Below are 23544 nucleotides of genomic sequence, written 5' to 3'. Positions count from 1 at the left end.
GGGGCCAGCCTTTGCCAGCGGCTTATCGCAAGGGCAATGGGGATGACGCAGTGCAGCGCTTGTAAGCGCGCGCATTTGGCCGCATAGCGTGCCCATGCGTGAGTGGGCGGACTTTACGATCGAGGAGGCAGGCGGGCGGCTGACCGTCGCCATCAGCGGGCCTTTGCGCGTATCCTCCATCGGCAAGCTCGACCCGCAGCTGCGCGCCATCGAAGAGCCGGTGCAGACCGTCGACCTCAGCGAGGTGACGGAGGTCGACACGGTCGGTGCCTGGGTGGTGCAGCGCTTTGTCGACGCGCATAACGCAGTGGTTGTCGGCGCCAGCGAACAGGCCGACGTGCTGATGGAAGCCGTGCGCGAGACGCAGACCAGCGCCGACGTGAAACCGCCGCGCCTCCCCTTCTTCACCCGCGTGCCGGAATTTACCGGCGAGAAGGTCGTCCACTGGTTTCAGGGCGTTTACTCCACGATCGCTTTTCTGGGCGCGGTAATCGCCGCCATGTTCGGCACCATCCGCCACCCGCGGCGCTTTCGCGGCAAGGCGCTGGTGCGGCAGATGGAGCTGGTGGGCGTATCGAGCCTGCCGATCATCGGCCTGATGAGCTTCCTGATCGGCATCGTCATCGCGCAGCAGGGCGCGGTGCAGTTGCAGCAGTTCGGGGCCGAAACGCTGACGGTGAACCTCGTTGGCCGTATCACCATGCGCGAACTGGGCGTGCTGATGACGGCGATCATGGTCGCGGGCCGCTCGGGCAGCGCCTTTGCCGCGCAGATCGGCACGATGAAGCTGACCGAGGAAATCGACGCGATGCGCACCATCGGCGTCTCCCCGGCGGAAGCGCTGGTGTTGCCGCGCATCCTTGCGGCGGTGCTGATGATGCCGCTGCTGGGGTTCTTCTCCAGCGTGGTGGCGATTATCGGCGGCGCGGTGATCGGTGACGTGATGCTCGGCATCCCGTTCCTCACCTTCCTTGCGCGAATACAGGAAGTGGTGCCGCTGCACGACTTCTATGTCGGCATGGTCAAGGCGCCGGTGTTCGGGCTGATCGTGGCGATTTCGGGCTGCTATCAGGGCATGCAGGTCAAGGGCAATGCCGAGGAAGTGGGGCTGCGCACCACGCAGGCGGTGGTGCAGGCGATCTTCATGGTGATCGTGCTCGACGCGTTTTTTGCGGTGTTCTTCACCGAGATCGGCTGGGGATGAGCGAAGAAGACATCGTCACCCCGGCTCCTGCCGACGCGGAAGACCTGCCCGAAACCGAGCGGTTCGAGGGCAAGTATCCGATCCGCATCCGCGGCCTGCGCAATGCCTTCGGCGATCAGGTCGTCCACGAGGGGCTGGACCTCGACGTGCGGCGCGGCGAGATCCTCGGCGTGGTCGGCGGATCGGGCACCGGCAAGAGCGTGCTGATGCGCTCGATCATCGGGCTGCAAGTGCCCGACGAAGGCACGATCGAGGTGTTCGGCCACGACATCACCGATGCCGAGCCCGATGAAGTGATCGGCGTGCGCAACCGCTGGGGCGTGCTGTTTCAGGGCGGGGCGCTGTTCTCCACGCTGACCGTGGCCGAAAACGTGCAGGTTCCGCTCAAGCAGTTCTATCCCGAGCTGAGCCAGGAGCTGCTCGACGAGATCGCGCGCTACAAGGTGGTGTTCACCGGCCTGCCAGAAACCGCGACCAGCAAGTATCCCTCGGAGCTGTCGGGCGGGATGCGCAAGCGCGCCGGGCTTGCCCGTGCCCTCGCGCTCGACCCCGAACTGCTGTTCCTTGACGAGCCGACCGCCGGGCTCGACCCGATCGGCGCGGCCAAGTTCGACGATCTTACGCGCGAGCTGACCAACCGGCTCGGGCTGACGGTGTTCCTGATCACCCACGATCTCGATACGCTCTATGCCATCTGCGACCGGGTGGCGGTGCTGGCCGATCACAAGGTGGTGGCCGTGGGCACGATCCCCGAACTGCTCGAAAGCGGGCACCCGTGGATCGAGGAATATTTCAAGGGCCCGCGCGCCCGCGCCGCACAGGGCACCTTCGAGGCGGCAAAGGCGCAGGGAACCGCAGCCGCGGGGAAACATTTGGACAACACGGACCCGCAGGGTTCATAGGGGCGGGCAATGGAAACGAGAGCCAATCACGTCTGGGTCGGAATTGTCACGCTGCTGTTGCTGGCGGCGGCGGCGATCTTCTTCGTCTGGCTGGCCCGGCTCGATCAGCAGAATAACAAGGAATACGATATCTTCTTCGGCCAGTCGGTCGGCGGCGTGGCCAAGGGCTCGGTCGTCACCTATTCGGGCGTGCCCGTGGGGCAGGTGGCTGACATCTCGATCTGGGACAAGGACCCGGAATTCGTGAAGGTCCGCATCAATGTGCAGGGCCAGACCCCCATTCTCGTGGGCACCACGGCCACCGTCTCGGCCAGCTTCACCGGCGTTTCGAACATCAGCCTCGATGGCGGGCGTTCGAACCAGCCGCCGATCTCGTGCCAGACCACCGATTGCCCCGAAGGCGTGCCGGTGATCCCGCCCGCGCCCGGTGCGCTGGGCGAGATCCTCACCAGCGCGCCGCTGCTGCTCGAACGGCTGGCCACGCTGACCGATCGCCTCAGCCGCGTGCTTGACGACGACAATCAGGAATCGATCGCGGGCATCCTGAAGAACACCAACCAGATCAGCGCCAACCTCGCCCAGACCGCGCCCGAAGTGCAGGTCGCCATGCGCGAGTTGCAGGGTACGCTGGCGCAGTCGACCCGCACGCTGGCGGCCTTCGAAGGCACGCTCAACACGGCGAACGGGATGCTGGGCCGCGAAGGCGAGGCGCTGGCCGCCGAACTGCGCACCACCTTGCGCAGTGCGAAGGGCGCGGCGGACCAGCTTCAGGCCACGCTGGCCGATGTCGAGCCGGTGACCACCCAGTTGCAGCGCGACACCCTGCCAGCGGCGAGCGCCACCTTGCAGGATATGCGCCGCACCAGCGAGACGCTGCGCAACCTCACCGAGCGCCTCGAAACCAACGGCGCGGGCGCTCTGGTGGGCGGGACCAAGCTGCCGGACTATGAACCATGAGAGTGTCTGAGATGAGCCATTGGGCGATGAGCCGCACCTCCGCGATGCCGCGGCGCTTTTCCGCACTGCTGGCGGCTGTGGCCGGAGCCACGCTGCTGAGCGGTTGCATCAGCTTCGGCGAAGATCCGCCCGAGCAGCTGCTGACCTTGACCCCGCAGGCCCGGATCGAGGCCGGAGCGGTCCGCGAAGGCGCGATCAACGCGACGCTGGCGGTGATGGAGCCGAGCACGTCGCAGCGTCTCAACGTGAACCGGATTCCGGTCAGCACCACGGACAGCTCGCTCGCCTATCTGCAAGACGCGTTCTGGGTGGAGAAGCCCGCCAAGCTGTTCCGCAACGTGCTGGCCGAGACCATCCGCGCGGGCGGCAAGCGGTTCGTGGTCGACGGCGGCGACCTTGCCTATGCCGCACCCGTGCAGCTGACCGGCGAGCTGGTCGAAATGGGCTATGATGCGCCGAGCCGCTCGGCCGTGGTGGTGTTCGATGCGGTGATGGCCAACGCGATGGGCGATCTGCGCACGCAGCGCTTCGAGCACCGCGTGGAAGGTGTGCGTCCCGAGGCGCTCGACGTGGGCCGCGCGCTGAACGAAGCGACCAATGCGGTGGCGGCCGATGTGGCGGCCTGGGTGGACTGAGGTTGTTTGCTTGGGGTGAGGCATTGAACCAAGTTCGCACCCGACCGCTCTGAGTCATTGAGCCAATCCCAAACACCGCTCATCCTGAGCTTGTCGAAGGATTGCCCTTATCTTGGCGCGCAAGGCCAAAAGTGAAGAACAGCCCTTCGACAAGCTCAGGGCGAACGGGTGTTGGTATTAGCTCAGGGCGAGCGGGTGTTTGCTAAGTGCGCACAGCCGCAGCAAACTCCGCCGCGCGCTGAAATGCCTCAAGCCGCAGTGCGCGCACTTTCTCCGCTTCCCAGTCAGAGCCCCATAGCTCGGCCTGCCAGTCTTCCTCGGCATTGGCGGCGGCGAACAGCCGTTCTGCCTCGCCTTCTTCCAGCACCGCCAGCGCCACGATCAGCGAAGCCGAAAGCGAGGCGAGGGTAAGCAGCGCGGCCAGCGTGAAGTCGCTCTCGCGCTCCAGCCGGGTGCGCAGCGCGGCCATGGTGGTTTCGGGCTGCGGGCGGTGGATGATCCCGCTGATCCGCTCGAACCGCGCGGTGTGGCGCTGTTCGCAGGCTTTCACCAGCGGCTCCCACAGCGCGTCCTGTCGTTCGAACAGCGGCTCGCCCGGTTCGGCGCGGTAGCACAGGGTGTCGGTCTCGGCATAGGCGAGCAGCTTGGCCACGGTCGCCGCGCGGTCGTTCGCAATGGTGTCGAGCGCGAGATCGGCCAGATCGCGAAACACGAAGCTTTTCGGGTCGATCTTGTCGCCTTGCGCGGCCCATTCGCCGGCCAGCAACTGTGCCACGGCTTCGGTGGGGACGACCTGCTGGCCGCCGCCCTGTGTCCTGATCCCGCGTCCGTCGAGCTGCACCTGCCAGCCGCCGTCGATGCGGGCGGCGGCGGCATTCTTGTAAAACCGCTTCATTCTTCAGGCGTCTTCCAGCGTCTGGCCATCATCACGGGCATCACGAAGAACTCGAACAGGCCGAACGCGAGCAGGCCATAGCCGAGCACCGGGGGCCCCTTGATCGCGCCGCCGATAATCACCAGCCCGCCCACGGCGAGCATCACGCCGCCAAGGCGCATCAGTTGCAGCATGACCCAGCGGCCCTGAGCAGGATCGGGTGCCGGATCGGGTGCAGGATCGAGTTTGCGTTGCTGGCTCATCCGATCATCTCTTCCAGCTCGGCCATGGAGGTGGCCACGGCCTCGGCCCCGGCGTTGAGCAGTTCGTCGACCTCGTGATAGCCCCAGTTGACCCCGATGGCGCGCACCCCCGCGCTCTGCGCCATCACGATGTCGTAGACCGTATCGCCGATCATCACGGTGTTTTCCGGCGCGGCGAGGCAATCGTCCATCGCGGCCTGCAACATCGCCGGACTGGGCTTGGAGGGATGGCGGTCGGCTGTGTGGAGCGGGCCGAACAGGTGGGTGAGGCCATTGGCGGCAAGCGTGCTGGCGAGCCCCCGGTCGGACTTGCCGGTGGCGACGCCGAGCGTCCAGCCCTTGGCGTGGAGCCGTGCGAGCAGCGCGGGAATGCCGTCGTACAGCGGCTCTTTGAGCGAGCCGTCCGCGCGCATGGCGCGGAAGGCGGCCTTGTAGCTGTCGACGAGGTCGTGCACGGCGTCGTCGTCGGCCTGCGGGGCCAGTTCGCGCATGGCTTGCGGCAGGCTCAGCCCGACGATGCGGCGCACCGTGTGGTGATCGGGGGCGGGCAGGCCCTGTTCGGCAAAGGCCGTGTCCATTGCGCGCACGACACCGGCCTGTCCGTCCGACAGGGTGCCGTCGCAGTCGAACACGGCGAGGCGGACGGTCATCGGGCGATCCCTCCCTGCGCCGCAGGTAGGGCACCCATTTTGCGCTCGCAGAGGCGCAGAGGTGCAGAGGAGTTGCGCTCAATCTCCGCGCCTCTGCGCCTCTGCGAGCGTAAAATCCGGAAGGCGCCTGCGGCGCGGGCTTTGCTCATCGTTTTGGCCGCCCCTTGGGCGCAGACTTGCTCTCCGATCCCGACCGGCGCCCGCGGCGTTCGCCCTTGCGCGCCTTGCGATATTGCTTGGCGTGCTGGCGAGCGGCCTGCTTCTTTTCTTCGCGGCTGCGCTCGGGCGGCGGGGCGGCGACCGGCGCGGCCTCGCTTAGCGACATGTCGAAGCCGAGCTGCTCCATCGAGGCGGCGAAGTGCTCGGGCAGATCGGCGGTCACGTCGAGCTTCTCGCCACCCGGCGCGTCGATGATCAGGCGGCGCGCGTGGAGGTGCATCTTGCGGCTGACGCTACCGGTGAGGAACGCATCCTGCCCGCCATACTTGCCATCGCCCACGATCGGGTGGCCGATGGCCGCCATGTGCACGCGCAGCTGGTGGGTGCGCCCGGTAAACGGTTGCAGCTCGACCCAGGCCGCCGCGTTGCCCGCGCGTTCGACCACGCGGTAGACCGTCTTGGCGGGCTGGCCGTTTTCCTCGTCGATGTGCATCTTCTCGCCGCCCGAGCCGGGCTGCTTGGCGAGCGGGGCCTCGATTGTCCCCTCGTGCACTTCGGGCACGCCGACCACCAGCGCCCAGTAGATCTTCTTCGCGCTGCGGCCGGAGAACCGCTTGGAAAAGAACGCCGCGCTTCCCGGAGTGCGCGCCACCAGCAGCACTCCGCTCGTATCCTTGTCGAGCCGGTGGACGAGGCGCGGGCGGGGCTCATCGCCCTCGACAAAGGCGTCGAGCAGGCCATCGACGTGGTGGTGGGTCTTGGTGCCGCCCTGTGTGGCGAGCCCCGGCGGCTTGTTCAGCACCAGCGCCGCCTTGCTGCGGTGGATCAGCATGTCCTCGGCCGCGTGGCGTTCGGCCTCGCTCAGCTCGCGCTTCTGACGCTGGGTGCGCGGGGCATCCTCGCCGCCGGGCGGCACGCGCAGCACCTGGCCCGTGGCGAGCCGATCTTCCGGCTTGGCGCGCTTGCCGTCGACGCGCAGCTGCCCGGTGCGCGCCCAGCGCGAGACCGTGCCGAAGCCGACCTGCGGCAGGTGCCGCTTGAACCAGCGGTCAAGCCGGACGCCGTCGTCATCCTCGGCAATGGTGAACTGGCGGACCTTTTCCGCCGACTGGTCCGTAGTCATCCAAACAACCGCATTACAATAAGGCCTATATAGAGTCCGGCCAGCCCAGCCATGATCGAGACCGAGCCGTAGACGAAGGCGAGCGCATTGTCGCCCCGGTCCATCAGCAGCATCATTTCGAGGCTGAACGAGCTGAAAGTGGTGAACCCGCCGAGCAGGCCGACGCCCACCATCAGCCGCACCTGTTCGCCGCCATCGCGCAGGTCGGGCCCGTGGCGGGCCAGCCATCCGGCCAGCACGCCCATGGCGAGGCTGCCGATCACATTTGCCGCCAGCGTGGCCCAGGGGAAGCCGAGCATCGTCTGCGGCCCGGCCAGATGGGTGAGCGCGCGGCCCAGCTGATAGCGCAGCAGCGCGCCGATGCCGCCGCCAAGGGCCACCGAAAGCGAGGCATAAAGCGGCGGAGGGGTGGAGATCATCGCATGCCCTTAGCGGCAGATCGCTCGCGCGTCATCCCGGTGTCGCGTCAGAAGATTGTGACTCATGTTCCAGTCTCGGCCCTCGCGCAGTGGCAGACGGGGCACCGCGCAATCCCGCGCAGCAAGGAATAGCGACCATGAAGATGTTCATCGATATCCATGACAGTGCCAATGGCACCCTGCCCGAAGGCCTCACCGAAGCCCAGTTCCGCGGCGTTTACGAACAATATGCCGAGGCCTGCCGCGCCGAGGGCGTGACCAGCCTGCGCGCCCATGCAGGCCTCGGAGAAGGGCGTGTCTTCTGCGTGTCGCTGGCGCCCGATGCCGAGGCGGTGCGCCGGGCGCACGAGCGCGTGGGCATGACCTTCGATTCGATTACCGAGGTGACCGACATCTCCTCGTTCAATATGCTGCTGGGCGCACAGGCGGCCTGAGGAGCGGAACGATGAAAGATACGGACACGCTGTTGTCAGCCATTCCCTTTGCCGGCGACCTGTCGCCGTCATCGCGTGCCTTGCTGGCGCAGCGTGTCCACAGCCTCTCTGCCGGGGCGGGCGAGACCTTGCTGAGCCCCGGCGATAGCGTGAGCGGGGTCTATTTCGTCGAAGCCGGATGCGTGCGGGTGCACTATCTCGATGCCGAGGGGCAGGAGGGCACGCTTTACCGCCTCTGTCCGGGAGAGAGCTGCATCCTCGCGCTCAACTGCCTGTTTTCGCAGATGCACTATCCCGCCTGGGCCAATGCCGAGGACGAAGGCGCGAGCCTGCTGGTGCTCGACGGCGCGGCGGCGCGCGAACTGGCGCAGCAGGACCCGCAATTCGTGCGCGCGCTGTTCGAACAGGCGTCAGACCGGTTGTTTCGCCTGCTGGCCACGCTGGAACAGGTCATCCGCCTGCCGCTGGAAGCCCGGCTGGCGCAGTTGCTGCTCGATCTGGCCGACGACAAAGGCGTGATCGGCTTGCCGCACGAGCGGCTGGCGAGCCATCTGGGAACTTCGCGCGAAGTGGTGTCGCGCCTCTTGCGCGGCCTTGTCGGCGCGGGCCTGATCCGGAGCGGATATGGCCGGATTGCCATCCTCGACCGGGCCGCCTTGTTGGCGCGATGCGGCTGATGTCTTGCATTTTGCCCGTGATTCGCATATCCGCGCCCCAGAGTAGCTGAACTCCCCAGCGGATTCGGCGCGTTTTTCGTTGATTTACTATGGTGCACCCCGCGCCTTGATCCGCGGGTTCTCGCCGTTTTTGAGCTTAGAAAAGGTGGTTCAGGTTTATGCAAATCGTCGTCCGCGATAACAACGTCGAACAGGCCCTTCGTGCCCTGAAGAAGAAGCTTCAGCGGGAAGGTGTTTATCGCGAGATGAAGCTGCGCCGCCACTACGAGAAGCCGAGCGAAAAGCGCGCCCGCGAGAAGGCTGCCGCCGTGCGCCGCGCCCGCAAGATGGAGCGCAAGCGCACCGAGCGTGACGGTTCGCGCTAAGCGCTGAGCCAGCTTTACGGCAGAGAGGGCGGGTCGGTTTCGGCCCGCTTTTTCTTTGCCATGAAGCCGATGCGGTACGGGGCGGAACCGCTTGAACAAGTTATCCCACTGGGCCAAAGGGGCGGGGACCTGAACCTTGCGCGCCCCATTGCTTTTGAGGACACCCGATTCATGACCGAAGTCACCCGCGTTCCGCTGCAGCCGATTGCCAAGGGCTCGATGACCAAGCTGTGGCTGGGCGTTGCCGCTGCCATCGCGCTGGGCGCAGGGGTGGCCTATGCGGCCTTGCCCGCGGGCGTCTCGATCGACACCATCACCGAAGGCACCGGCGAACACCCCGGTCCGACCGACGTGGTTTTCGTGAAATATACCGGCAAGCTCGCCGATGGCACCGTGTTCGACCAGTCGCAGCCGGCCGCCTGGCCGGTGCCCGGCATTCTGCCCGATGGCGCGCCGATGGCGCTCGATCAGGTGATCCCCGGCTTCCGCGATGCGATGGTGCAGATGCAGAAGGGCGGCAAGTACACGGTCGAGATCCCGTCCGACATGGCCTATGGCGCATCGCCGCCTCCGGGCGCGCCGATCCCGCCCAATGCCGACCTCGTGTTCGATGTCGAGATGGTCGACTTCATGACCCGTGAAGAGGCTGAGGCGCGCTACAACCGCATGATGCAGGCGATGCAGCAGCAGATGCCGCCCGCCGCCGGTGCCGCAGGTGCTGCGGCGCCCGCACCCGAAGGTGCGCCGCAGTAAGCGGATTTGCAGGAGACAGGCCGGATGGACGAGACGTCCCTCCACGCTGATACCGGAGTGATCGAGGATGGCGGCCTGATTGAGGATTGGGCCGCGCGGCCCTGGCTGCTGGCCGGGCTGGGTGCGCTGGCCGGGCTGCTGATTCATCTGATTACCGGTGATCATTCGCCGCAAAGCCCGGCTGCGGCGGGGATGGTGGCGCTGATCGTGTTCTTCGCGCTCGCCATGGGCTTTACCCTGCGCGCGAACAAGCTGGTCGAGCCGCTGGTGTTTTCGGGCCTGCTCGGCCTCGTGATGGGCGGGATCGCCTGGCAGGTGGTGGCCGCCGAGGGGCATCGCTCGGGTGTCGAGTTCGCCTTTGCCGCCGGGTGCTTCTTTGCATTGCTGGCGCTGCCGCTGTTTCAGGCGGACTTTCACCGCAAACGGCTGGCGACCGACTATCGCACCAGCCATTTCCACGTCTGGGCCGATGCGGTCAGCGGAGCCGGCGCGCTGGCCTTTGTCGGCCTCTCGTGGCTGGCGCTGGTGCTGATGGACGGGCTGTTCGGGCTGGTCGGAATCGAGGCCATCGGCAAGCTGATGCGCGAGGATGCGTTTGGCCTTGCCTGGTCGGGCGGCACCTTCGGTGCTGGCCTCGGGGTGATTCGCAACAATTTGAAGGTGATCGGCGCGCTGCAGAAGGTGGTGATGCTGGTCTTCGCGATCCTCGCCGTGCCCTTTGCCGCGGCGCTGCTGGTGTTCCTCGCGATCCTGCTCGCCTCGGGCGGCAAGGCGCTGTGGGAGGCGACCGATTCGGCGACGCCGATCCTGCTCACCTGCGCTGCCGGGGCCTTCATTCTCGCCAATGCGATCATCCGCGATTCGGACGAGGACCGTTCGCCCAGCCGGATCATGCAGATCGCGGCGGCGCTGCTGGCGGGGCTGATCCTGCCGTTGTCGGCGTTCGCGGCGATCTCGCTCGGCATTCGCATCGACCAGCACGGCCTGTCGCCCGAGCGCATCTGGGCGCTGATCGCGATTGCGGTGGCCTGCGCCTATGGGCTGGCCTGCTGGGTGGCGCTGATCCGTGGCCGCAAGGCTATGTGGAGCGCGCGGATGCGCGATGCGAACCTGCATCTTGCTGCGGGCGTCTGTGTGGTAGCCTTGGTGCTGGCGCTGCCGTTCTGGGATTTCGGCGCGCTGTCCGCCCGCAATCAGGTGGCGCGGCTGGAGGCCGGGAAGGTCACGGCGGAGGACTTCGATTTCGATGCGTTGCGCTGGAACTTCGGCGATGCCGGGCGCGCGGCGCTGGCGAAGCTGGCGAAGGGTGAGGGCGAGGTCGCCAGGCTGGCGGCCGAGGCCAAGGCGATGAAGGGGCGTCCCTACGAATTTGCGACCACTCCGGTGGAAGAGCGCCGCGCCAATCTGCGCGGGGTGCCCGAGGACAAGGCGGCGCGCGATGCCTTTGCCGCGCTGCTGCGCCGCGAAGGCTGGCGCTGCGGAACGACGTGCCATGTGCTCGAACTGGAGACGATGGCCGATGGCCGCCGCCACTTCATTCTCGTCGACGGGCGCGATGCGGTGCATCTGGCCATGGCCGAAGGCGGCGAACTGGAGCAGTTCTTCGCCCCGATGACCGACGCGGACGAGCCTCTGGCGGACCCGTCGATGGCCGACGATGGCGCGGTGGAAGTGCGCGAGGAGACTGTCCGCCGGGTCTATGTCGACGGCAAGCCGGTGGGTGCGCCGTTCAAATAGCGCTGCGCCCGCTTGATGCCGCCGCGCCCCGGCGCTAACGCAGCCTCATGTCCGTAACCCGTGAACAGGTGGCGAAAATCGCCTCGCTTGCCCGCATCAAGGTGGACGAGGGCGACCTCGACCACTTCGTGCCCGAATTCAACGCGATCCTCGGCTTTGTCGAGCAACTGGGCGAGGTCGATACCTCCTCGGTCGAACCGATGACCGCCGTGATCCCGCAACATCTGCGCCTGCGCGACGACGTAGTCGACGCCGATCCGCTCACCGGTGGCGGCAAGCAGGCCGAGGTGCTGGCCAATGCGCCGGTGGCCGAGCACGGCTTTTTCGGTGTGCCGAAGGTGATCGAGTGATCGCCATGCCCAAGCATCCTTCCCCGCTCATCCTGAGCTTGTCGAAGGATTGCCTTTGTTCTTCCAGCGCTGCGCTCAAAGAAAAGCAGTGCTTCGACAAGCTCAGCACGAGCGGAGAAATATGTGTCTGATCTGACCAACCTCGGCGTCAAAGCCATCCGCGACGGCGTGGCCGCCGGCGACTTCACCGCGCGCGAAGTGGCCGAGGCGTTCAACGCCAATGTCGCCGCCGCCGCCGATCTCAACGCCTTTATCGTCACCACCCCCGAGCACGCGCTCGCCGCCGCCGATGCGGTGGATGCGAAGCGCGCGGCGGGCGAGGAACTGGGCACCATGGCGGGCGTGCCGATCGGCATGAAGGACCTGTTCGCCACGCGCGGCGTGCAGACCACCGCCGCCAGCGCGATCCTCGAAGGCTTCAAGCCCGAGTACGAAAGCACCGTCAGCCAGAAGCTGTGGGACGCGGGCGCGGGCATGCTCGGCAAGCTCAACCTCGACCAGTTCGCGATGGGCTCCTCGAACGAGACCAGCCACTTCGGCAATGTCGCCAACCCGTGGAAGGCGAACGACGGCGGCAACGCGGTGCTGGCTCCGGGCGGCTCGTCGGGCGGCTCCTCGGCGGCGGTTGCGGCGCGGCTCGCCCCGGCGGCGACCGGCACCGACACCGGTGGCTCGATCCGCCAGCCTGCCGCCTTCACCGGCATCAGCGGCATCAAGCCGACCTATGGCCGCTGCTCGCGCTGGGGCATCGTGGCCTTTGCCTCTTCGCTCGATCAGGCAGGGCCAATGGCGCGCTCGGTTGAGGACTGCGCGGTGATGCTCGGCGCGATGGCCGGGTTCGACCCGAAGGATTCGACCAGCCTCGATGCGCCGGTGCCCGACTGGGCCGGAGCGCTCAATGCCGACCTGCGCGGCAAGAAGGTCGGTATCCCGAAGGAATACCGCATGGACGGCACCGACGCCGAAATCCTCGCCAGCTGGGACGACGGCATCGCCTGGCTGAAGGACGCGGGCGCAGAGGTGGTCGACGTGAGCCTGCCGCACACCAAGTATGCTCTGCCGGCCTACTACATCGTCGCGCCCGCCGAGGCTTCCTCGAACCTCGCGCGCTATGACGGGGTGCGCTACGGCCTGCGCGATCTGCCCGAGGGGGCGGGGCTACAGGACATGTACGCCGCCACCCGCGCCGCCGGGTTCGGGCCCGAGGTGAAGCGCCGCATCATGCTCGGCACCTATGTGCTGTCGGCGGGGTTCTACGACGCCTATTACACGCAGGCGATGAAGGTGCGCACGCTGATCCAGCGCGACTTCAACGAGGCCTTCGACAAGTGCGACGTGATCCTCGCCCCGACCACGCCGACCGCCGCGTTCCCGCTGGGCGACAAGCTCGACGATCCGCTGGCGATGTATCTGAACGACGTGTTCTCGGTCCCCGCCAGCCTTGCCGGCCTGCCCGCGATGAGCGTGCCCTCGCGGCTGAACGCCAAGGGCCTGCCGCTCGGCCTGCAACTGGTCGGCAAGGCGATGGACGAGCAGATGGTCCTCAACGCAGGGCTGGCAATCGAACAGCGCAGCGGGTTCGATGCGCAGCCGGAGAAGTGGTGGTGAGCTACACTTGGGATCAAGTCATAGCTTGGCTGGGATTAGTCATTCCGCTGATGGCTTTGGCTTGGTCCGCAGTCCAGCATGTTAAGAATCAGCGGCGTGAGCAGGAATTTCGCGAGTTCGAGAAGTTTCACGCGCTTATGGGTACGCTTGGGACTGCTGGAGAGTCGGTGTTAGGAAATATGGCTGTCTCGTACGAGTTGCGAAAGTTCCCGGAGTACTCGGACCTCATTATTCGCGCTCTTTCGGACATAGATGTCAAAGGCAGCAGAGCCGATATGCTGAAAGCAGAATTTCAGAAAACGATCGAATTTTTGGAAAGCAAATGAGCAATTATCGCATTGAAGGCGCAACCGGAACCTGGGAGGTCGTGATCGGCCTTGAGGTCCACGCGCAGGTCACCTCCAACGCCAAGCTGTTCTCGGGCGCCTCCACCGCCTTCGGGGCCGAGCCGAACTCGCAGGTTTCGCTGGTGGACGCCGCCATGCCCGGGATGCTGCCCGTGCCCAACCGCGAGTGCATCCGCCAGGCCGTGCGCACCGGCATGGCCATCGAGGCGCAGATCAACGCGTGGAGCCGGTTCGACCGCAAGAACTACTTCTATGCCGACCTGCCGCAGGGCTACCAGATCAGCCAGCTTTACCACCCGCTGGTGGGCGAGGGGCAGCTCACCATCGAGGCCGACGAAAAGGCCGGCATCCCCGCAGACAAGGTGATCCGCATCGAGCGTATCCACGTCGAGCAGGACGCGGGCAAGCTGATGCACGATCAGCATCCGACCATGTCCTATGTCGACCTCAACCGCACGGGCGTCGCGCTGATGGAGATCGTCAGCCGCCCGGACATGACCTCACCTGCCGAGGCCGGGGCCTATATCCGCAAGCTCAGGTCGATCCTGCGCTATGTCGGCTCGTGCGATGGCAACATGGAAGAAGGCTCGATGCGCGCCGACGTCAACGTCTCGGTGCGCAAGGTGGGGGATACCGAACTCGGCACCCGCACCGAGACCAAGAACGTGAACTCGGTCCGCTTCGTGATGCAGGCGATCGAACACGAGGTGCGCCGCCAGATCGATGTGCTCGAAGACGGCGGCCAGATCGTGCAGGAAACCCGCCTGTTCGATCCGAACACCGGCACCACGCGCAGCATGCGGAGCAAGGAAGACGCGCACGACTATCGCTACTTCCCCGATCCCGACCTGCTGCCGCTCGAACTCGATCAGGCCTTCCTTGACGAGTGCCGCGCCAGCTTGCCCGAACTGCCCGACGCCAAGCGCGCGCGCTATACCGGCGAACTGGGGCTGACCGACTACAACGCCCGCGAACTCACCGCCGAGGTCGAGACCTTCGCCCGCTTCGAGACGCTGCTGGCCGAGACCGCCAGGGCGCTCGGCAAGCCCGAGGCCAAGGTGGCGACGCCGGTGGCGAACTGGTCGCTGTCGGTCGCGCCGGGCGTGATCAAGGCGCTGGGTGACGAGGGCGACATGGCCAATGCCACCCCGGCGCGTCAGGCCGCGATCCTCAAGATGCAGGACGCGGGCGAGATCAGTGGCGGGCAGGCGAAGGAGATCTTCGAGATCGTGCTCAAAACCGGCCGCGAGCCCGACGAGATCGCCGAGACCGAAGGCCTCAAGCAGGTCAGCGATACTGGCGCGATCGAAGAGGCGATTGCCGCGATCATGGCCGCCAACGAGGACAAGGTCGCCGAATATCGCGGCGGCAAGGACAAGCTGTTCGGTTTCTTCGTCGGCCAGACGATGAAGGCGATGCAGGGCAAGGCCAATCCGGCGGTGGTCAACCAACTGCTGAAGGACAAGCTGGGCTAGGCGAGGGCCGGGCCGGTCGCCGCATGACTGCCATCGTCCTCGTCCACCCGGAGATCCCCGGCAACACCGGCGCGGTCGGGCGCACCTGCGTGGCGCTCGACCTTGAGCTGGTGCTGATCCATCCGCTCGGCTTCACCATCAGCGATACGCGGCTGAAGCGGGCGGGGCTCGACTACTGGCAGCATATCCGGCTGGCCGAGTTCGCCAGTTGGGACGAGTTCGTTGCTGAGCGCGCGCCGCGCGAGGATCAGCTCTACCTGTTCGAGGAATATGCGGAGCGCAGTTTCTACGATCCCGCCTATCCGGACGATGCCTATCTGGTGTTCGGCTGCGAGACCAAGGGCCTGCCCGATGGGATCGTCACTGCACACCGGGCGCAGATGGTAAACCTGCCGATGCGCAGCGACAAGGTGCGCTCGCTCAATCTGGCGAATACGGTGGCGGCGGCGGCCTATCAGGCGGTGCGCGGGCAGTTTACTTGATCGACCATGCTCCCCTCCCCTTGGGGAGGGGCCGGGGGTGGGGGCTCGAGGCTGGCTGGCGTGGCCCCCCCATCCCAACCCTTCCCCAAGGGGAAGGGCTTTGTGAGGCGTCATCCCGCGCTAGGCGATCTTGCGCCCGGTCAGTGCCATCGAGCCGAAGATCCCGGCGCGCACCTTGCCTTCCACGCTGTCGCCGCTGACCACGGCCTCGCAATCGAGCCCCATCGGCATCGGCGAGGACATGCGCATCGACCAGGTCAGCGTGTCGCCCAGGATGGTGCCGTCTTCCACTTCGATATGGCCCAGCGAGCCGTCGATCACGCCGGTGAAGGCGGTGCCGCTGGCATCGGGCACCACGGTCATGGTCCCCGACTGCGCGCCCATCGGGGTGTTCACGGCGAATTCGTAAGTTCCGGCGACTGACATTGTCTGTTGTCCTTGCTTTGAGAGCCTGATGATACCCTGCTCCCCTCCCCTTGGGGAGGGGCTGGGGGGGCTCGACGGTGGTTGGCGTGGAACCCCCATCCCAACCCTTCCCCACAGGGGAAGGGCTTTGGGTTTCGATGCAATGTCATCAGACGCTAGAGCGCCTCGGCGTCGAGCCAGGTGACCTCCATGCCGAGCTGTTCGAGCTGCGGCGCGACGGTCTCGCGGTCGCCCACCACCACGATGGTGAGGTTGTCGGGCGTGAGATAGTCCGCGGCGGCGGCGTTGATGATGGCCGCGTCCATCGCGCGATAAATGTCGGGCAGCTGCGCCTGATAGCGGATGTCGCGGCCAAGCACGCGGTTGCTGACCAGCGCGCCGAGTACCTGTCCGTTGGTCTCGAAGCGGTTGGGCAGGCCGCGCACGTTGCCGTCGGTCACGCGTTGCAGTTCGACCGGATCGACCGGCGCGGTGGCCGGGAAAGCCTTGAGCTGATCGACGATGGCGACGATCGAATCGCCGGTGCGGTCGGCCTGCACCTGCGTGGCGATGGTGAAGCGGCGCTGGCCGGTGGCGGCGGGGATGCTCGACCCGATGCCATAGGTCCAGCCCTTGGTTTCGCGCAGGTCGCCCATCAGGCGCGAGAGGAAGCCGCCGCCGAGCACTTCGTTGGCGGTCTCGATCACCTCGATGCCATTGGGCTCGCCCACCAGCGGCGTGACCCGGCCGAGCATCAGGTAGCTTGATGGCGAATTGGGCCGGTTAACGCCGACGATCTGCGCGTGCGGGGCAGGGGCGGGGGCGTCGATATGGCGGGTCGGGGCGGGGGCTGCGGGGGCCTTCCAGCCGCCGAACCCGGCTTCGAGCGCGGCGACCAGCTCAGGCATCGACACATCGCCCACGACGGTGATCTGCGCGAGGTCGGGGCGCAGCCAGCGGTCATGCTCGGCCTTGAGCACCGCCGGGGTCAGCGCCTCGACCACCGCAGCATCGCCCGAGGACGAGGCGTGGGCATAGGGGTGGTCCGCACCGTAAATCAGCGGCATGAAGGCCTTGCTTGCAAGGCTGCCGGGCGAGGCCAGCTCCTGCGCGATTTCGGCCAGCCGCTGTTCCTTCACCCGCGCGACGTCCTCGGCGCGGAAGGCGGGGTTGAGCGTTACGTCGGCCATCAGTGCCACCGAGGGGGCAAGGTTGCTGGTGAGCGTGGTGAGCGTCACCTGCGAGGTCTCCACGCCAGCAGCGGCGCTAAGCGAGCTGCCCAGCTCTTCCTGCGCGATGGCGATATCGAGCGCGCTGCGCGTGGTGGTGCCCTCGGTCAGGAGGTCCATCATCGTTTCGTGACGACCGGCGGCATCGGCCGGATCGACCACCGAACCGGCGGCAAAGGTCAGCGTCATGGACACCATCGGCACGGCCTCGCGGCGCGCGAGCACGACCTCGATCCCGTTCGACAGCGTGGCGTGCTCGACCGCAGGGAAGGTCAGTTCGCCCACCGGCAGCACCGGCGGGGCTTCGCGTGGCGGGGCGGTGCGGGTGACTTCGACGGGGGCGCGGGCATCGGGTGCGGGCGGGGGCGAGAGGTCTTCGTCGCCCCAGCCGCCCATGGTCGCGCCATCGAGCGTGCGCTGGCCGGGCACCACCGAGAGCGTATAGGCCGGGCGCGACAGCCAGCGTTCAAGCGCGCCCTGCACCTGCGCGGGCGTGAGCGCGGCAATCGCCTCCAGTTCCTTGCGGTAGTGATCGGCATCGCCGGTGTAGAGTTCGCCCTCGGCCAGCACCATGCCCTTGCCGCCGAACCCGCCGACGCGCTCCAGCCCGCCCACGGTGGAGGCGATGAGCGTCGTCTTCGCGCGTTCGAGTTCGTCGGCGGTGGGGCCTTCGGTGACCAGCCGTTCGGTCTCGGCGACGAGCTTGGCTTCGGCCTCTTCGGGTTCGACCCCGTCTTTCACCTCGACCATGGTGATGAGCTGGCTCATCTTCTCGAACCCGAGCGAATAGGCCGAGGCTGAGGTGGCGATCTCGTCGCCGCGCACCATGGCGTTGTCGAGCCGCGAGGAGGCGAGGCCGCCGAGGATATACATCCCCACGGTGAGCGGAATCGCATCCGGGCTGGTCATTTCGGGCCCGGTCCAGGTGCGGTAGATATGCGTGGCCGGAACCTGATCGGTCACCACCTGCCTGACCGGGGCGGCGAGCGTTACGGGGCCGCCGGGGGCCTCGGCCACTTCGGGCCCGCGCGGGATGGCGCCGAACCAACGCTCGACCATCGGGCGCGCGGTGGCGGCGTCGATATCGCCCGCCAGCACCAGCACCACGTTGTTGGGGCCGTAGTTGGAGCGGAACCAGTCCTGCACGTCGGTGAGGCTGGCGGCCTCGAGATCGGCCATCGAGCCGATGGTGGCGTGGCGATAGGGGTGGCCGACCGGGAGCATCCCATCGGCCATCAGATAATCGACGAGGCCGTAGGGCTGGTTGTCGCCCTGCCGCTTCTCGTTCTGCACCACCATGCGCTGGTTATCGAGCTTCTCCTGGCTGACCGCGCCGAGCAGATAGCCCATGCGGTCGCTCTCCATGAACAGCGCCAGATCGAGCGCGCCGGTGGGCACGGTTTCGACATAGTTGGTGCGGTCGTACCAGGTGGAGCCATTGGTGGAGGTCGAGCCTGCGGCTTCGAGCGGGATGTCGAAATTCTCGACGTTCTCGCTGCCGCCGAACATCAGGTGTTCGAACAGATGGGCAAAGCCGGTGCGTCCGCGCGGTTCGTGCCGTGAACCGACGCGGTAGTAGACGGTGACACCGACGATGGGCGCCTTGCGATCGGTGTGGACCAGCGTGGTGAGGCCGTTTTCGAGCGTGAAGCGCTCGTAGGGGATCTGCACCTGATCGACGAGCGCAGTGAGCGAGGTGTCGCCCGGGGCGGTGATTTCGGCGGTCGGTGGAGCGGTCTGCGCGAGCGTGGCGCTGGCGGCCAGCGCGAAGGGGGCGAGAAAAGCGAACGGCAGCGTGCGCCGGAAGACAGTTTTCATGCGAAACCAATAGCAGGGTTTGTCGCCTATGCCAGTGCGTTTGGGGCGCTCGCAGAGGCGCAGAGGCGCAGAGTTTTTGTCCGCGCCGCAGGCGCAGATTGTTTTTCGCGCAGAGATCGCAAAGGACGCAGAGATTTCGTGCCCCTCCAACACCTCTGCGCTCTCTGCGCTCTCTGCGCGAACAAATTGAAAGCCTGCGGCGCAGGACCAGACTCCTCTGCGCCTCTGCGCCTCTGCGAGCGCCCCAAACGATCTAAAGCCGCTGTAACAACGGCTCCCCCAGCCGGATCGTCCGCCCCGTCTCAAGCCCCGCCACCGGAGCCCAGGCCGATGGGGCAAAGACCACAATCGTGCTGCCATGCTCGAACCAGCCCATTTCCTCGCCCTTGGCAAAGGCGTGGTCCAATGGCTCGGTGCGCGCGCCGCCGCGGCGGATCGAAAAGCGCTCGTCCAGCCATGGCAGCCGGATCGAGGCGACCAGCACCGCCGCCACCGGCACCAACACCACGCGCTCGCCGGTTGCCTGCATCCGCACGGTGAGCGGGGCGCGTTCGTTGCGGCAGAACAATCGCTCGATCCGGGCGAGGGTGGGCGGGTTCACGTTCCAGGTGTCGCCCGAAATGTAGCGCAACTGCTCGGCCACCACGTCGTGCGGGGCGTGGAAGCGGTGGTACATCCCCGCTGTCAGCCGCAAGGTGACATACCAGCCGCCTTCGAACGCGGCGGCCTCGTCGGCTGAGCCGAACAGGTCGGCGACGGGATAGGGCATGCCCTTCACCTGCAAGGCCATCCCGCGCTCCACCCTTCCGAACGCGCCGACAATCGCATCGCACGGGCTGGTGAGCGTGGCGGGATCGGGGTCGATCGGGCGCGCGCCGTCCTTCAATTGGCGGATGAAGGCCTGATGCAGGCTGGTGAAGCGGGTCTCCTTGCTGTCGCTCATGTCGACCGCACAAAACGCCTTCCACAGCGCGATCGACACGATCCGCACGGGGGCAAACTCGATCTTGCTGAACCAGCCCATGAACCGCGTCAGCGCGTGGCGCGGGATTCGGTTGGTCAGCAGGAAATTGACATATGCCTGACTCATAAATGTCCGATTGCAAGGGCGCGACCCCATTGGGATTCGCCTTAAGACCACGAATAAGGAACGCGTATGACAATCGCCCCATGGCTTGCCGGTGCCGCTGCCGTCGCGGTGCTTGCGGTGAAGCTGCCCAAGCGGCTGCAACTGAGCCGGGCCAAGCACAAGGGATTGGTCGGCCACGTGCGCATGGCCAAGCGGATGAGCCGGATGCTCCCGTTCTATGATTTCGACCGCGACCAGTTTTTCGCCGCCGATGGCGCGCCTGCCGACGTGGTGGCGCAGCGTGAGGCTGGGTTCACGCGGCTCTCTGCCCTGTTCAAGGAGCGGTTTCCCAAGAGCGCGGCGGCCTCGGCGGAAATGCGCGACTCTATCCCTGACATCGCCTTCACCGGTACCTACCGGGTGCCGTTCCCATTCAGCCGCGTGGTGCGCGAGGCCCTGGCCTCGGGCAACTTTTACGCCGCCAGCGACGGGGTCATGCTGACCGACCTCGACGACAATCGGTTTTACGACCTCGGCGGTTCCTATGGCGTGAACCTGCTCGGCACCGATGCCTACAAGGCGTTCATGCAGCGCGGTGAGGAGACGGTGGCGGCGCTCGGTCCGGTGCTGGGCGGGCTGCACCCGGTGGTGGCCGAGAATGTGAAACGGCTGAAGACGATCAGCGGGCTCGATGCGGTGAGCTTCCACATGTCGGGCACCGAGGCGGTGATGCAGGCGGTGCGGCTGGCGCAGTATCACACCGGGCGCCAGCGGATCGTGCGCTTTGCCGGCAGCTACAACGGCTGGTGGGGCGACGTGCAGCCGGGGGTGGGCAACCCCGTCTCGGCTGACCGCACGCTCACCTTGGCCGATATGAGCGAGCAGACGCTCAAGGTGCTGGCGAGCCGCAAGGACATTGCCTGCGTGCTGGTCAATCCGTTGCAGGCGATGCACCCGAATGCGAACGCTCCGGGCGATTCGGCGTTGGTCGATTCTAGCCGCCGCGCCGGGGTAGACCGGGCTGCCTATTCGGCCTGGCTGGCGCGGCTGCGCGAGGTCTGCACCAGGGCGGGCGTGGTGCTGATCATCGACGAGGTCTTCACCGGCTTCCGCCTCGCGAAACACGGCGCGAGCGAATATTTCGGCGTGCAGGGCGATCTGGTGACCTACGGCAAGACTTTGGGCGGGGGCTATCCGGTGGGTGTGCTGTGCGGGCGCGCCGATCTGATGAAGCGTTTTCGCGACGACCGCCCCGCCGACATCTGCTTCGCGCGCGGAACCTTCAACTCGCACCCCAGCGTGATGGGGGCGATGGACCAGTTCCTGCAATGGCACGCCAGCGCCGAGGCCGATGCGGCCTACGCGGGCGTGGACGAGAAGTGGAACGCGCGCGCCGAAGCGCTGAATACGCGGTTGGAGGCCGAGGGTTTGAGTCCGTGCGTGAGCAATCTCGGTACGGTGTGGAGCACGTTTTACACCAGGCCGTCGCGCTACAACTGGATGTTCCAGTTCTATCTGCGCGCCGAGGGCCTCGCGACCGGCTGGACCGGCTCGGGGCGGTTCATCTTCTCCTTTGCCTATGGCGATGCGGAGTTCGGCGAAGTGGCGGACCGCTATGTCGCGGCGGCCCGGGCGTTCGAGGCTGACGGCTGGGCGTGGAGTGGAGACGGCGTGACGAACAAGGACCTGAAGCGGCAGATTTTGCGCGAGAGTTTGCGGGCGAAAATGGGGCGAAGCTAAGCCGCTCCGTTACCCCGGGCTTGACCCGGGGTCCCGCTTCCCTTGAACTCGCGCAATGGATCGTGAGCAGAAAGGCGGCTGGGTTTACATCATGGCCGACCGCTATCGCGGTGCCATGTATGTTGGCATGACCGCCGATCTCGCCTCGCGCATCGACCAACACCGGCGGGGCGTTGGATCGGACTTTTGCGCGCGTTATGGTCTCAAGCGGCTGGTATGGGCCGAACGTGGCGACACCATCGGCAACTGCATCACCCACGAAAAGCGCGTGAAGCGCTGGCGGCGTGATTGGAAGTTCGCGCTGATTGAGCAGGCTAACCCGGATTGGCGCGATCTGTTCGACTTGCTCGTGTAAGGAGCGGGACCCCGGGTCAAGCCCGGGGTGACGAAGTGGGTGGAGGCAGTGCGTATAAAGAGCCGGAGCGCCCCCTCAGCGCCCCGGCCTCTCAATTCGCTAACTCAGCCGGGAAATCACCCCCGCGACGGCCGCCAGGCCACCGCCGCCTTCGCGCATTCACCGGGCGCCTTCATGTAAAGTTTGAAGTCGGTGAAGGGGTCGGTGATGATCTTCGTCACCCACACGATGCCGGTCTCCACATCGCGGATGAAGAACAGCTGCACCATGCGGAACACCAGCGCGCCCACGCCAAGGCCCAGCCAGATCATGCCCAGATTCTCGAAGAACGTCCGCGCCGTGGTGAAGGGCTCGGAAAACAGGCCGAAGAAGCTCGGATAGACATAGAGCACCACAGGCGAGATCGCCCACAGGCCCATCAGGATCACCTTGCGGAACAGGTTGTAGCCAACCTTGATCTCTTCCTTGTGCTCGTGCGTCGCCTCGTTGACGTGGTCATAACCCTTCGGCTCGAAGAAGAAGTGCCCGGCCTGCCGGCTGACCATCGCAAAGCCCCATGCGAGCAGCGCGGCCAGCCAGGGGTAGTTCCATACCAGCACATAGCTCAGCAGGAAGGTGCAGGCGCTGAAGAAGTGCAGCGCCTGATTGATGATCGACTGGTGATAGTAGCGGTGGTCGTCCCAGCGCTGTTCGCGCAGTTGTTCGCGAAAACCGGTCATTCTTTGCACTCCGTCCGAATATCCGTGTCCAGGTTATGACAAGGAGATTTTAAGTCATTCCGCCAGTTTGCGGTATCTCAACATGGAAAAGTGTCCAAGAGGTGGCAAACTTGTGTTCTCCACCAACTCAACACGTCCGTTCATCTTAGCCCAATTCTCATAACGAGTATAAGGAAATTCTGTGCGGAACCCCAGCTTCGTGGTGAGCGGCATCAGGAACTTCTCGATCCGCCCGCGCAGGCCGAGGTTCGCGCCGATGCGGGTGGTGATGATGATATCGCCGCCGGGCTTGGCAACGCGCACGAATTCGTCGAGCGCGCGCTCGGGGTTGGGGCAAGAGGTGATGATGTACTGCGCCATCACTACTTCGAAGCTGTCGTCTTCAAAGCGCATGGCCTCGGCGTCCATCACCTGGATGTCCTCGACATTGTCGAGCTCCAGCCGCGCCTTGCGCGCGCGCGCCTTGTCGAGCATCGCATCGGAAAGATCGACAGCCACCAGCCGCGTGCTGCGCTGATAGTGCGGCAGGGAAATGCCCGTGCCGACGCCCACCTCAAGCACGCGTCCACCTTCGGGGAGCGCTGCTTCGGCGGCGCGGATCGCGTCGGAACGGCCTTCGGTAAAGACCTTGCCGAACACCATATCATAAACCGGGGCCCAGCGATCGTAGGCGGCGGTGACCGAGGTGGTCTGGAGGTCTGCGGGTTGTGCTGTGCTAGCCATAAGGGGGCGCTATGCGGGCCTTACGTTTCAGCTGGGAGACGAAAATATGACCATCACAAGAATGCGATAGGG

General features: G+C 66.0%; 26 protein-coding genes. 16 read left to right on the top strand and 10 right to left on the bottom strand.

The annotated features are described in order from the left end of the window. The first annotated feature begins 94 nt into the window (after nucleotides 1-94). The 4 genes from D2V17_RS13720 to D2V17_RS13705 are packed head-to-tail and all read left to right on the top strand — an operon-like array spanning nucleotide 95 to nucleotide 3698. A complete protein-coding gene (locus tag D2V17_RS13720) occupies nucleotides 95-1204 on the top strand; it encodes an ABC transporter permease (protein WP_119593369.1) in 1110 nt (369 codons plus the stop codon). Beyond that, complete coding sequence (locus D2V17_RS13715; RefSeq protein ID WP_119593368.1) at nucleotides 1201-2106, top strand: ABC transporter ATP-binding protein; 906 nt, start codon at nucleotides 1201-1203, stop codon at nucleotides 2104-2106. Before D2V17_RS13720 ends, D2V17_RS13715 begins: the two co-directional genes overlap by 4 nt. A 9-nt stretch (nucleotides 2107-2115) precedes the next feature. Beyond that, the gene (locus D2V17_RS13710) at nucleotides 2116-3063 is read left to right on the top strand and encodes an MlaD family protein (protein WP_119593367.1); all 948 of its coding nucleotides are present in this window, start codon (nucleotides 2116-2118) and stop codon (nucleotides 3061-3063) included. Nucleotides 3064-3089: 26 nt separating this feature from the next. Continuing rightward, a complete protein-coding gene (locus tag D2V17_RS13705) occupies nucleotides 3090-3698 on the top strand; it encodes an ABC-type transport auxiliary lipoprotein family protein (protein WP_245978721.1) in 609 nt (202 codons plus the stop codon). Nucleotides 3699-3900: 202 nt separating this feature from the next. Here D2V17_RS13705 and D2V17_RS13700 read toward each other — a convergent pair whose 3' ends face one another. The 5 genes from D2V17_RS13700 to crcB form a co-directional block, all read right to left on the bottom strand. Beyond that, entirely contained in the window at nucleotides 3901-4593 is a 693-nt protein-coding gene (locus tag D2V17_RS13700) for an ATP12 family chaperone protein (RefSeq protein WP_119593366.1), read from the bottom strand. After that, a complete protein-coding gene (locus D2V17_RS13695) occupies nucleotides 4590-4835 on the bottom strand; it encodes a hypothetical protein (protein WP_119593365.1) in 246 nt (81 codons plus the stop codon). Before D2V17_RS13695 ends, D2V17_RS13700 begins: the two co-directional genes overlap by 4 nt. Further along, nucleotides 4832-5485, bottom strand: a complete 654-nt coding sequence (locus D2V17_RS13690) for an HAD family hydrolase (RefSeq protein ID WP_119593364.1) — start codon at nucleotides 5483-5485, stop codon at nucleotides 4832-4834. Before D2V17_RS13690 ends, D2V17_RS13695 begins: the two co-directional genes overlap by 4 nt. 145 nt (nucleotides 5486-5630) lie before the next feature. Further along, entirely contained in the window at nucleotides 5631-6767 is a 1137-nt protein-coding gene (locus D2V17_RS13685) for an RluA family pseudouridine synthase (RefSeq protein WP_119593363.1), read from the bottom strand. Beyond that, nucleotides 6764-7186, bottom strand: a complete 423-nt coding sequence (gene crcB, locus D2V17_RS13680; protein ID WP_245978720.1) for a fluoride efflux transporter CrcB — start codon at nucleotides 7184-7186, stop codon at nucleotides 6764-6766. Before crcB ends, D2V17_RS13685 begins: the two co-directional genes overlap by 4 nt. A gap of 137 nt (nucleotides 7187-7323) precedes the next feature. On the opposite strand from crcB, the gene D2V17_RS13675 reads away from it, so the two are divergent. The 10 genes from D2V17_RS13675 to D2V17_RS13630 all read left to right on the top strand — a co-directional run bounded on the left by D2V17_RS13675 (nucleotide 7324) and on the right by D2V17_RS13630 (nucleotide 15414). After that, a complete protein-coding gene (locus D2V17_RS13675) occupies nucleotides 7324-7620 on the top strand; it encodes a DUF4242 domain-containing protein (RefSeq protein WP_220474122.1) in 297 nt (98 codons plus the stop codon). A gap of 11 nt (nucleotides 7621-7631) precedes the next feature. Next, on the top strand, nucleotides 7632-8297 hold the full coding sequence (locus D2V17_RS13670) for a Crp/Fnr family transcriptional regulator (RefSeq protein ID WP_119593362.1): 666 nt from the start codon (nucleotides 7632-7634) through the stop codon (nucleotides 8295-8297). 158 nt (nucleotides 8298-8455) lie between these two features. Next, entirely contained in the window at nucleotides 8456-8662 is a 207-nt protein-coding gene (gene rpsU, locus D2V17_RS13665; RefSeq protein WP_119593361.1) for a 30S ribosomal protein S21, read from the top strand. A 171-nt stretch (nucleotides 8663-8833) separates the two neighbouring features. Beyond that, nucleotides 8834-9415 carry an FKBP-type peptidyl-prolyl cis-trans isomerase gene (locus D2V17_RS13660; RefSeq protein ID WP_119593360.1) on the top strand — a complete coding sequence of 194 codons (582 nt, stop codon included), beginning with the start codon at nucleotides 8834-8836 and terminating at the stop codon, nucleotides 9413-9415. Between the two features lie 24 nt (nucleotides 9416-9439). After that, nucleotides 9440-11152: a DUF4153 domain-containing protein gene (locus D2V17_RS13655; protein ID WP_119593359.1), complete on the top strand. Its 1713-nt coding sequence runs from the start codon at nucleotides 9440-9442 to the stop codon at nucleotides 11150-11152. A gap of 47 nt (nucleotides 11153-11199) precedes the next feature. Further along, nucleotides 11200-11502, top strand: a complete 303-nt coding sequence (gene gatC, locus D2V17_RS13650; protein WP_119593358.1) for an Asp-tRNA(Asn)/Glu-tRNA(Gln) amidotransferase subunit GatC — start codon at nucleotides 11200-11202, stop codon at nucleotides 11500-11502. A 123-nt stretch (nucleotides 11503-11625) separates the two neighbouring features. Next, a complete protein-coding gene (gene gatA, locus D2V17_RS13645) occupies nucleotides 11626-13110 on the top strand; it encodes an Asp-tRNA(Asn)/Glu-tRNA(Gln) amidotransferase subunit GatA (RefSeq protein ID WP_119593357.1) in 1485 nt (494 codons plus the stop codon). Then, nucleotides 13107-13436, top strand: coding sequence for a hypothetical protein (locus D2V17_RS13640; protein WP_119593356.1), 330 nt, complete (start codon nucleotides 13107-13109; stop codon nucleotides 13434-13436). Before gatA ends, D2V17_RS13640 begins: the two co-directional genes overlap by 4 nt. Next, nucleotides 13433-14932 carry an Asp-tRNA(Asn)/Glu-tRNA(Gln) amidotransferase subunit GatB gene (gene gatB, locus D2V17_RS13635; RefSeq protein ID WP_119593355.1) on the top strand — a complete coding sequence of 500 codons (1500 nt, stop codon included), beginning with the start codon at nucleotides 13433-13435 and terminating at the stop codon, nucleotides 14930-14932. Before D2V17_RS13640 ends, gatB begins: the two co-directional genes overlap by 4 nt. A gap of 23 nt (nucleotides 14933-14955) precedes the next feature. Next, the gene (locus tag D2V17_RS13630) at nucleotides 14956-15414 is read left to right on the top strand and encodes a tRNA (cytidine(34)-2'-O)-methyltransferase (RefSeq protein ID WP_119593354.1); all 459 of its coding nucleotides are present in this window, start codon (nucleotides 14956-14958) and stop codon (nucleotides 15412-15414) included. 120 nt (nucleotides 15415-15534) lie between these two features. On the opposite strand, the gene D2V17_RS13625 is transcribed toward D2V17_RS13630, so the two are convergent. The 3 genes from D2V17_RS13625 to asd all read right to left on the bottom strand — a co-directional run bounded on the left by D2V17_RS13625 (nucleotide 15535) and on the right by asd (nucleotide 19956). Further along, the gene (locus D2V17_RS13625) at nucleotides 15535-15840 is read right to left on the bottom strand and encodes a lipocalin/fatty acid-binding family protein (protein ID WP_119593353.1); all 306 of its coding nucleotides are present in this window, start codon (nucleotides 15838-15840) and stop codon (nucleotides 15535-15537) included. Between the two features lie 155 nt (nucleotides 15841-15995). Next, nucleotides 15996-18866 (bottom strand): M16 family metallopeptidase, encoded by a 2871-nt coding sequence (locus D2V17_RS13620; RefSeq protein WP_119593352.1) that lies wholly within the window; start codon nucleotides 18864-18866, stop codon nucleotides 15996-15998. A gap of 253 nt (nucleotides 18867-19119) precedes the next feature. Beyond that, nucleotides 19120-19956 (bottom strand): archaetidylserine decarboxylase, encoded by an 837-nt coding sequence (gene asd / locus D2V17_RS13615; protein WP_220474121.1) that lies wholly within the window; start codon nucleotides 19954-19956, stop codon nucleotides 19120-19122. Nucleotides 19957-20022: 66 nt separating this feature from the next. On the opposite strand from asd, the gene D2V17_RS13610 reads away from it, so the two are divergent. Together D2V17_RS13610 and D2V17_RS13605 are read left to right on the top strand one after the other, a co-directional pair. Next, the gene (locus tag D2V17_RS13610) at nucleotides 20023-21675 is read left to right on the top strand and encodes an aminotransferase class III-fold pyridoxal phosphate-dependent enzyme (RefSeq protein ID WP_119593350.1); all 1653 of its coding nucleotides are present in this window, start codon (nucleotides 20023-20025) and stop codon (nucleotides 21673-21675) included. A gap of 55 nt (nucleotides 21676-21730) precedes the next feature. Next, a complete protein-coding gene (locus tag D2V17_RS13605) occupies nucleotides 21731-22030 on the top strand; it encodes a GIY-YIG nuclease family protein (RefSeq protein ID WP_119593349.1) in 300 nt (99 codons plus the stop codon). A gap of 116 nt (nucleotides 22031-22146) precedes the next feature. On the opposite strand, the gene D2V17_RS13600 is transcribed toward D2V17_RS13605, so the two are convergent. Together D2V17_RS13600 and D2V17_RS13595 are read right to left on the bottom strand one after the other, a co-directional pair. Continuing rightward, nucleotides 22147-22749 (bottom strand): DUF962 domain-containing protein, encoded by a 603-nt coding sequence (locus D2V17_RS13600; protein WP_119593348.1) that lies wholly within the window; start codon nucleotides 22747-22749, stop codon nucleotides 22147-22149. Nucleotides 22750-22803: 54 nt separating this feature from the next. Continuing rightward, complete coding sequence (locus D2V17_RS13595; protein WP_245978719.1) at nucleotides 22804-23391, bottom strand: class I SAM-dependent methyltransferase; 588 nt, start codon at nucleotides 23389-23391, stop codon at nucleotides 22804-22806. Between the last annotated feature and the right edge of the window lie 153 nt (nucleotides 23392-23544).

The organism is Aurantiacibacter xanthus, assembly GCF_003584015.1.
Lineage (GTDB): Bacteria > Pseudomonadota > Alphaproteobacteria > Sphingomonadales > Sphingomonadaceae > Alteraurantiacibacter > Alteraurantiacibacter xanthus.
Note: the sequence above shows the minus strand (reverse complement) of the source record. Positions and strands in the feature narration are given on the sequence as shown.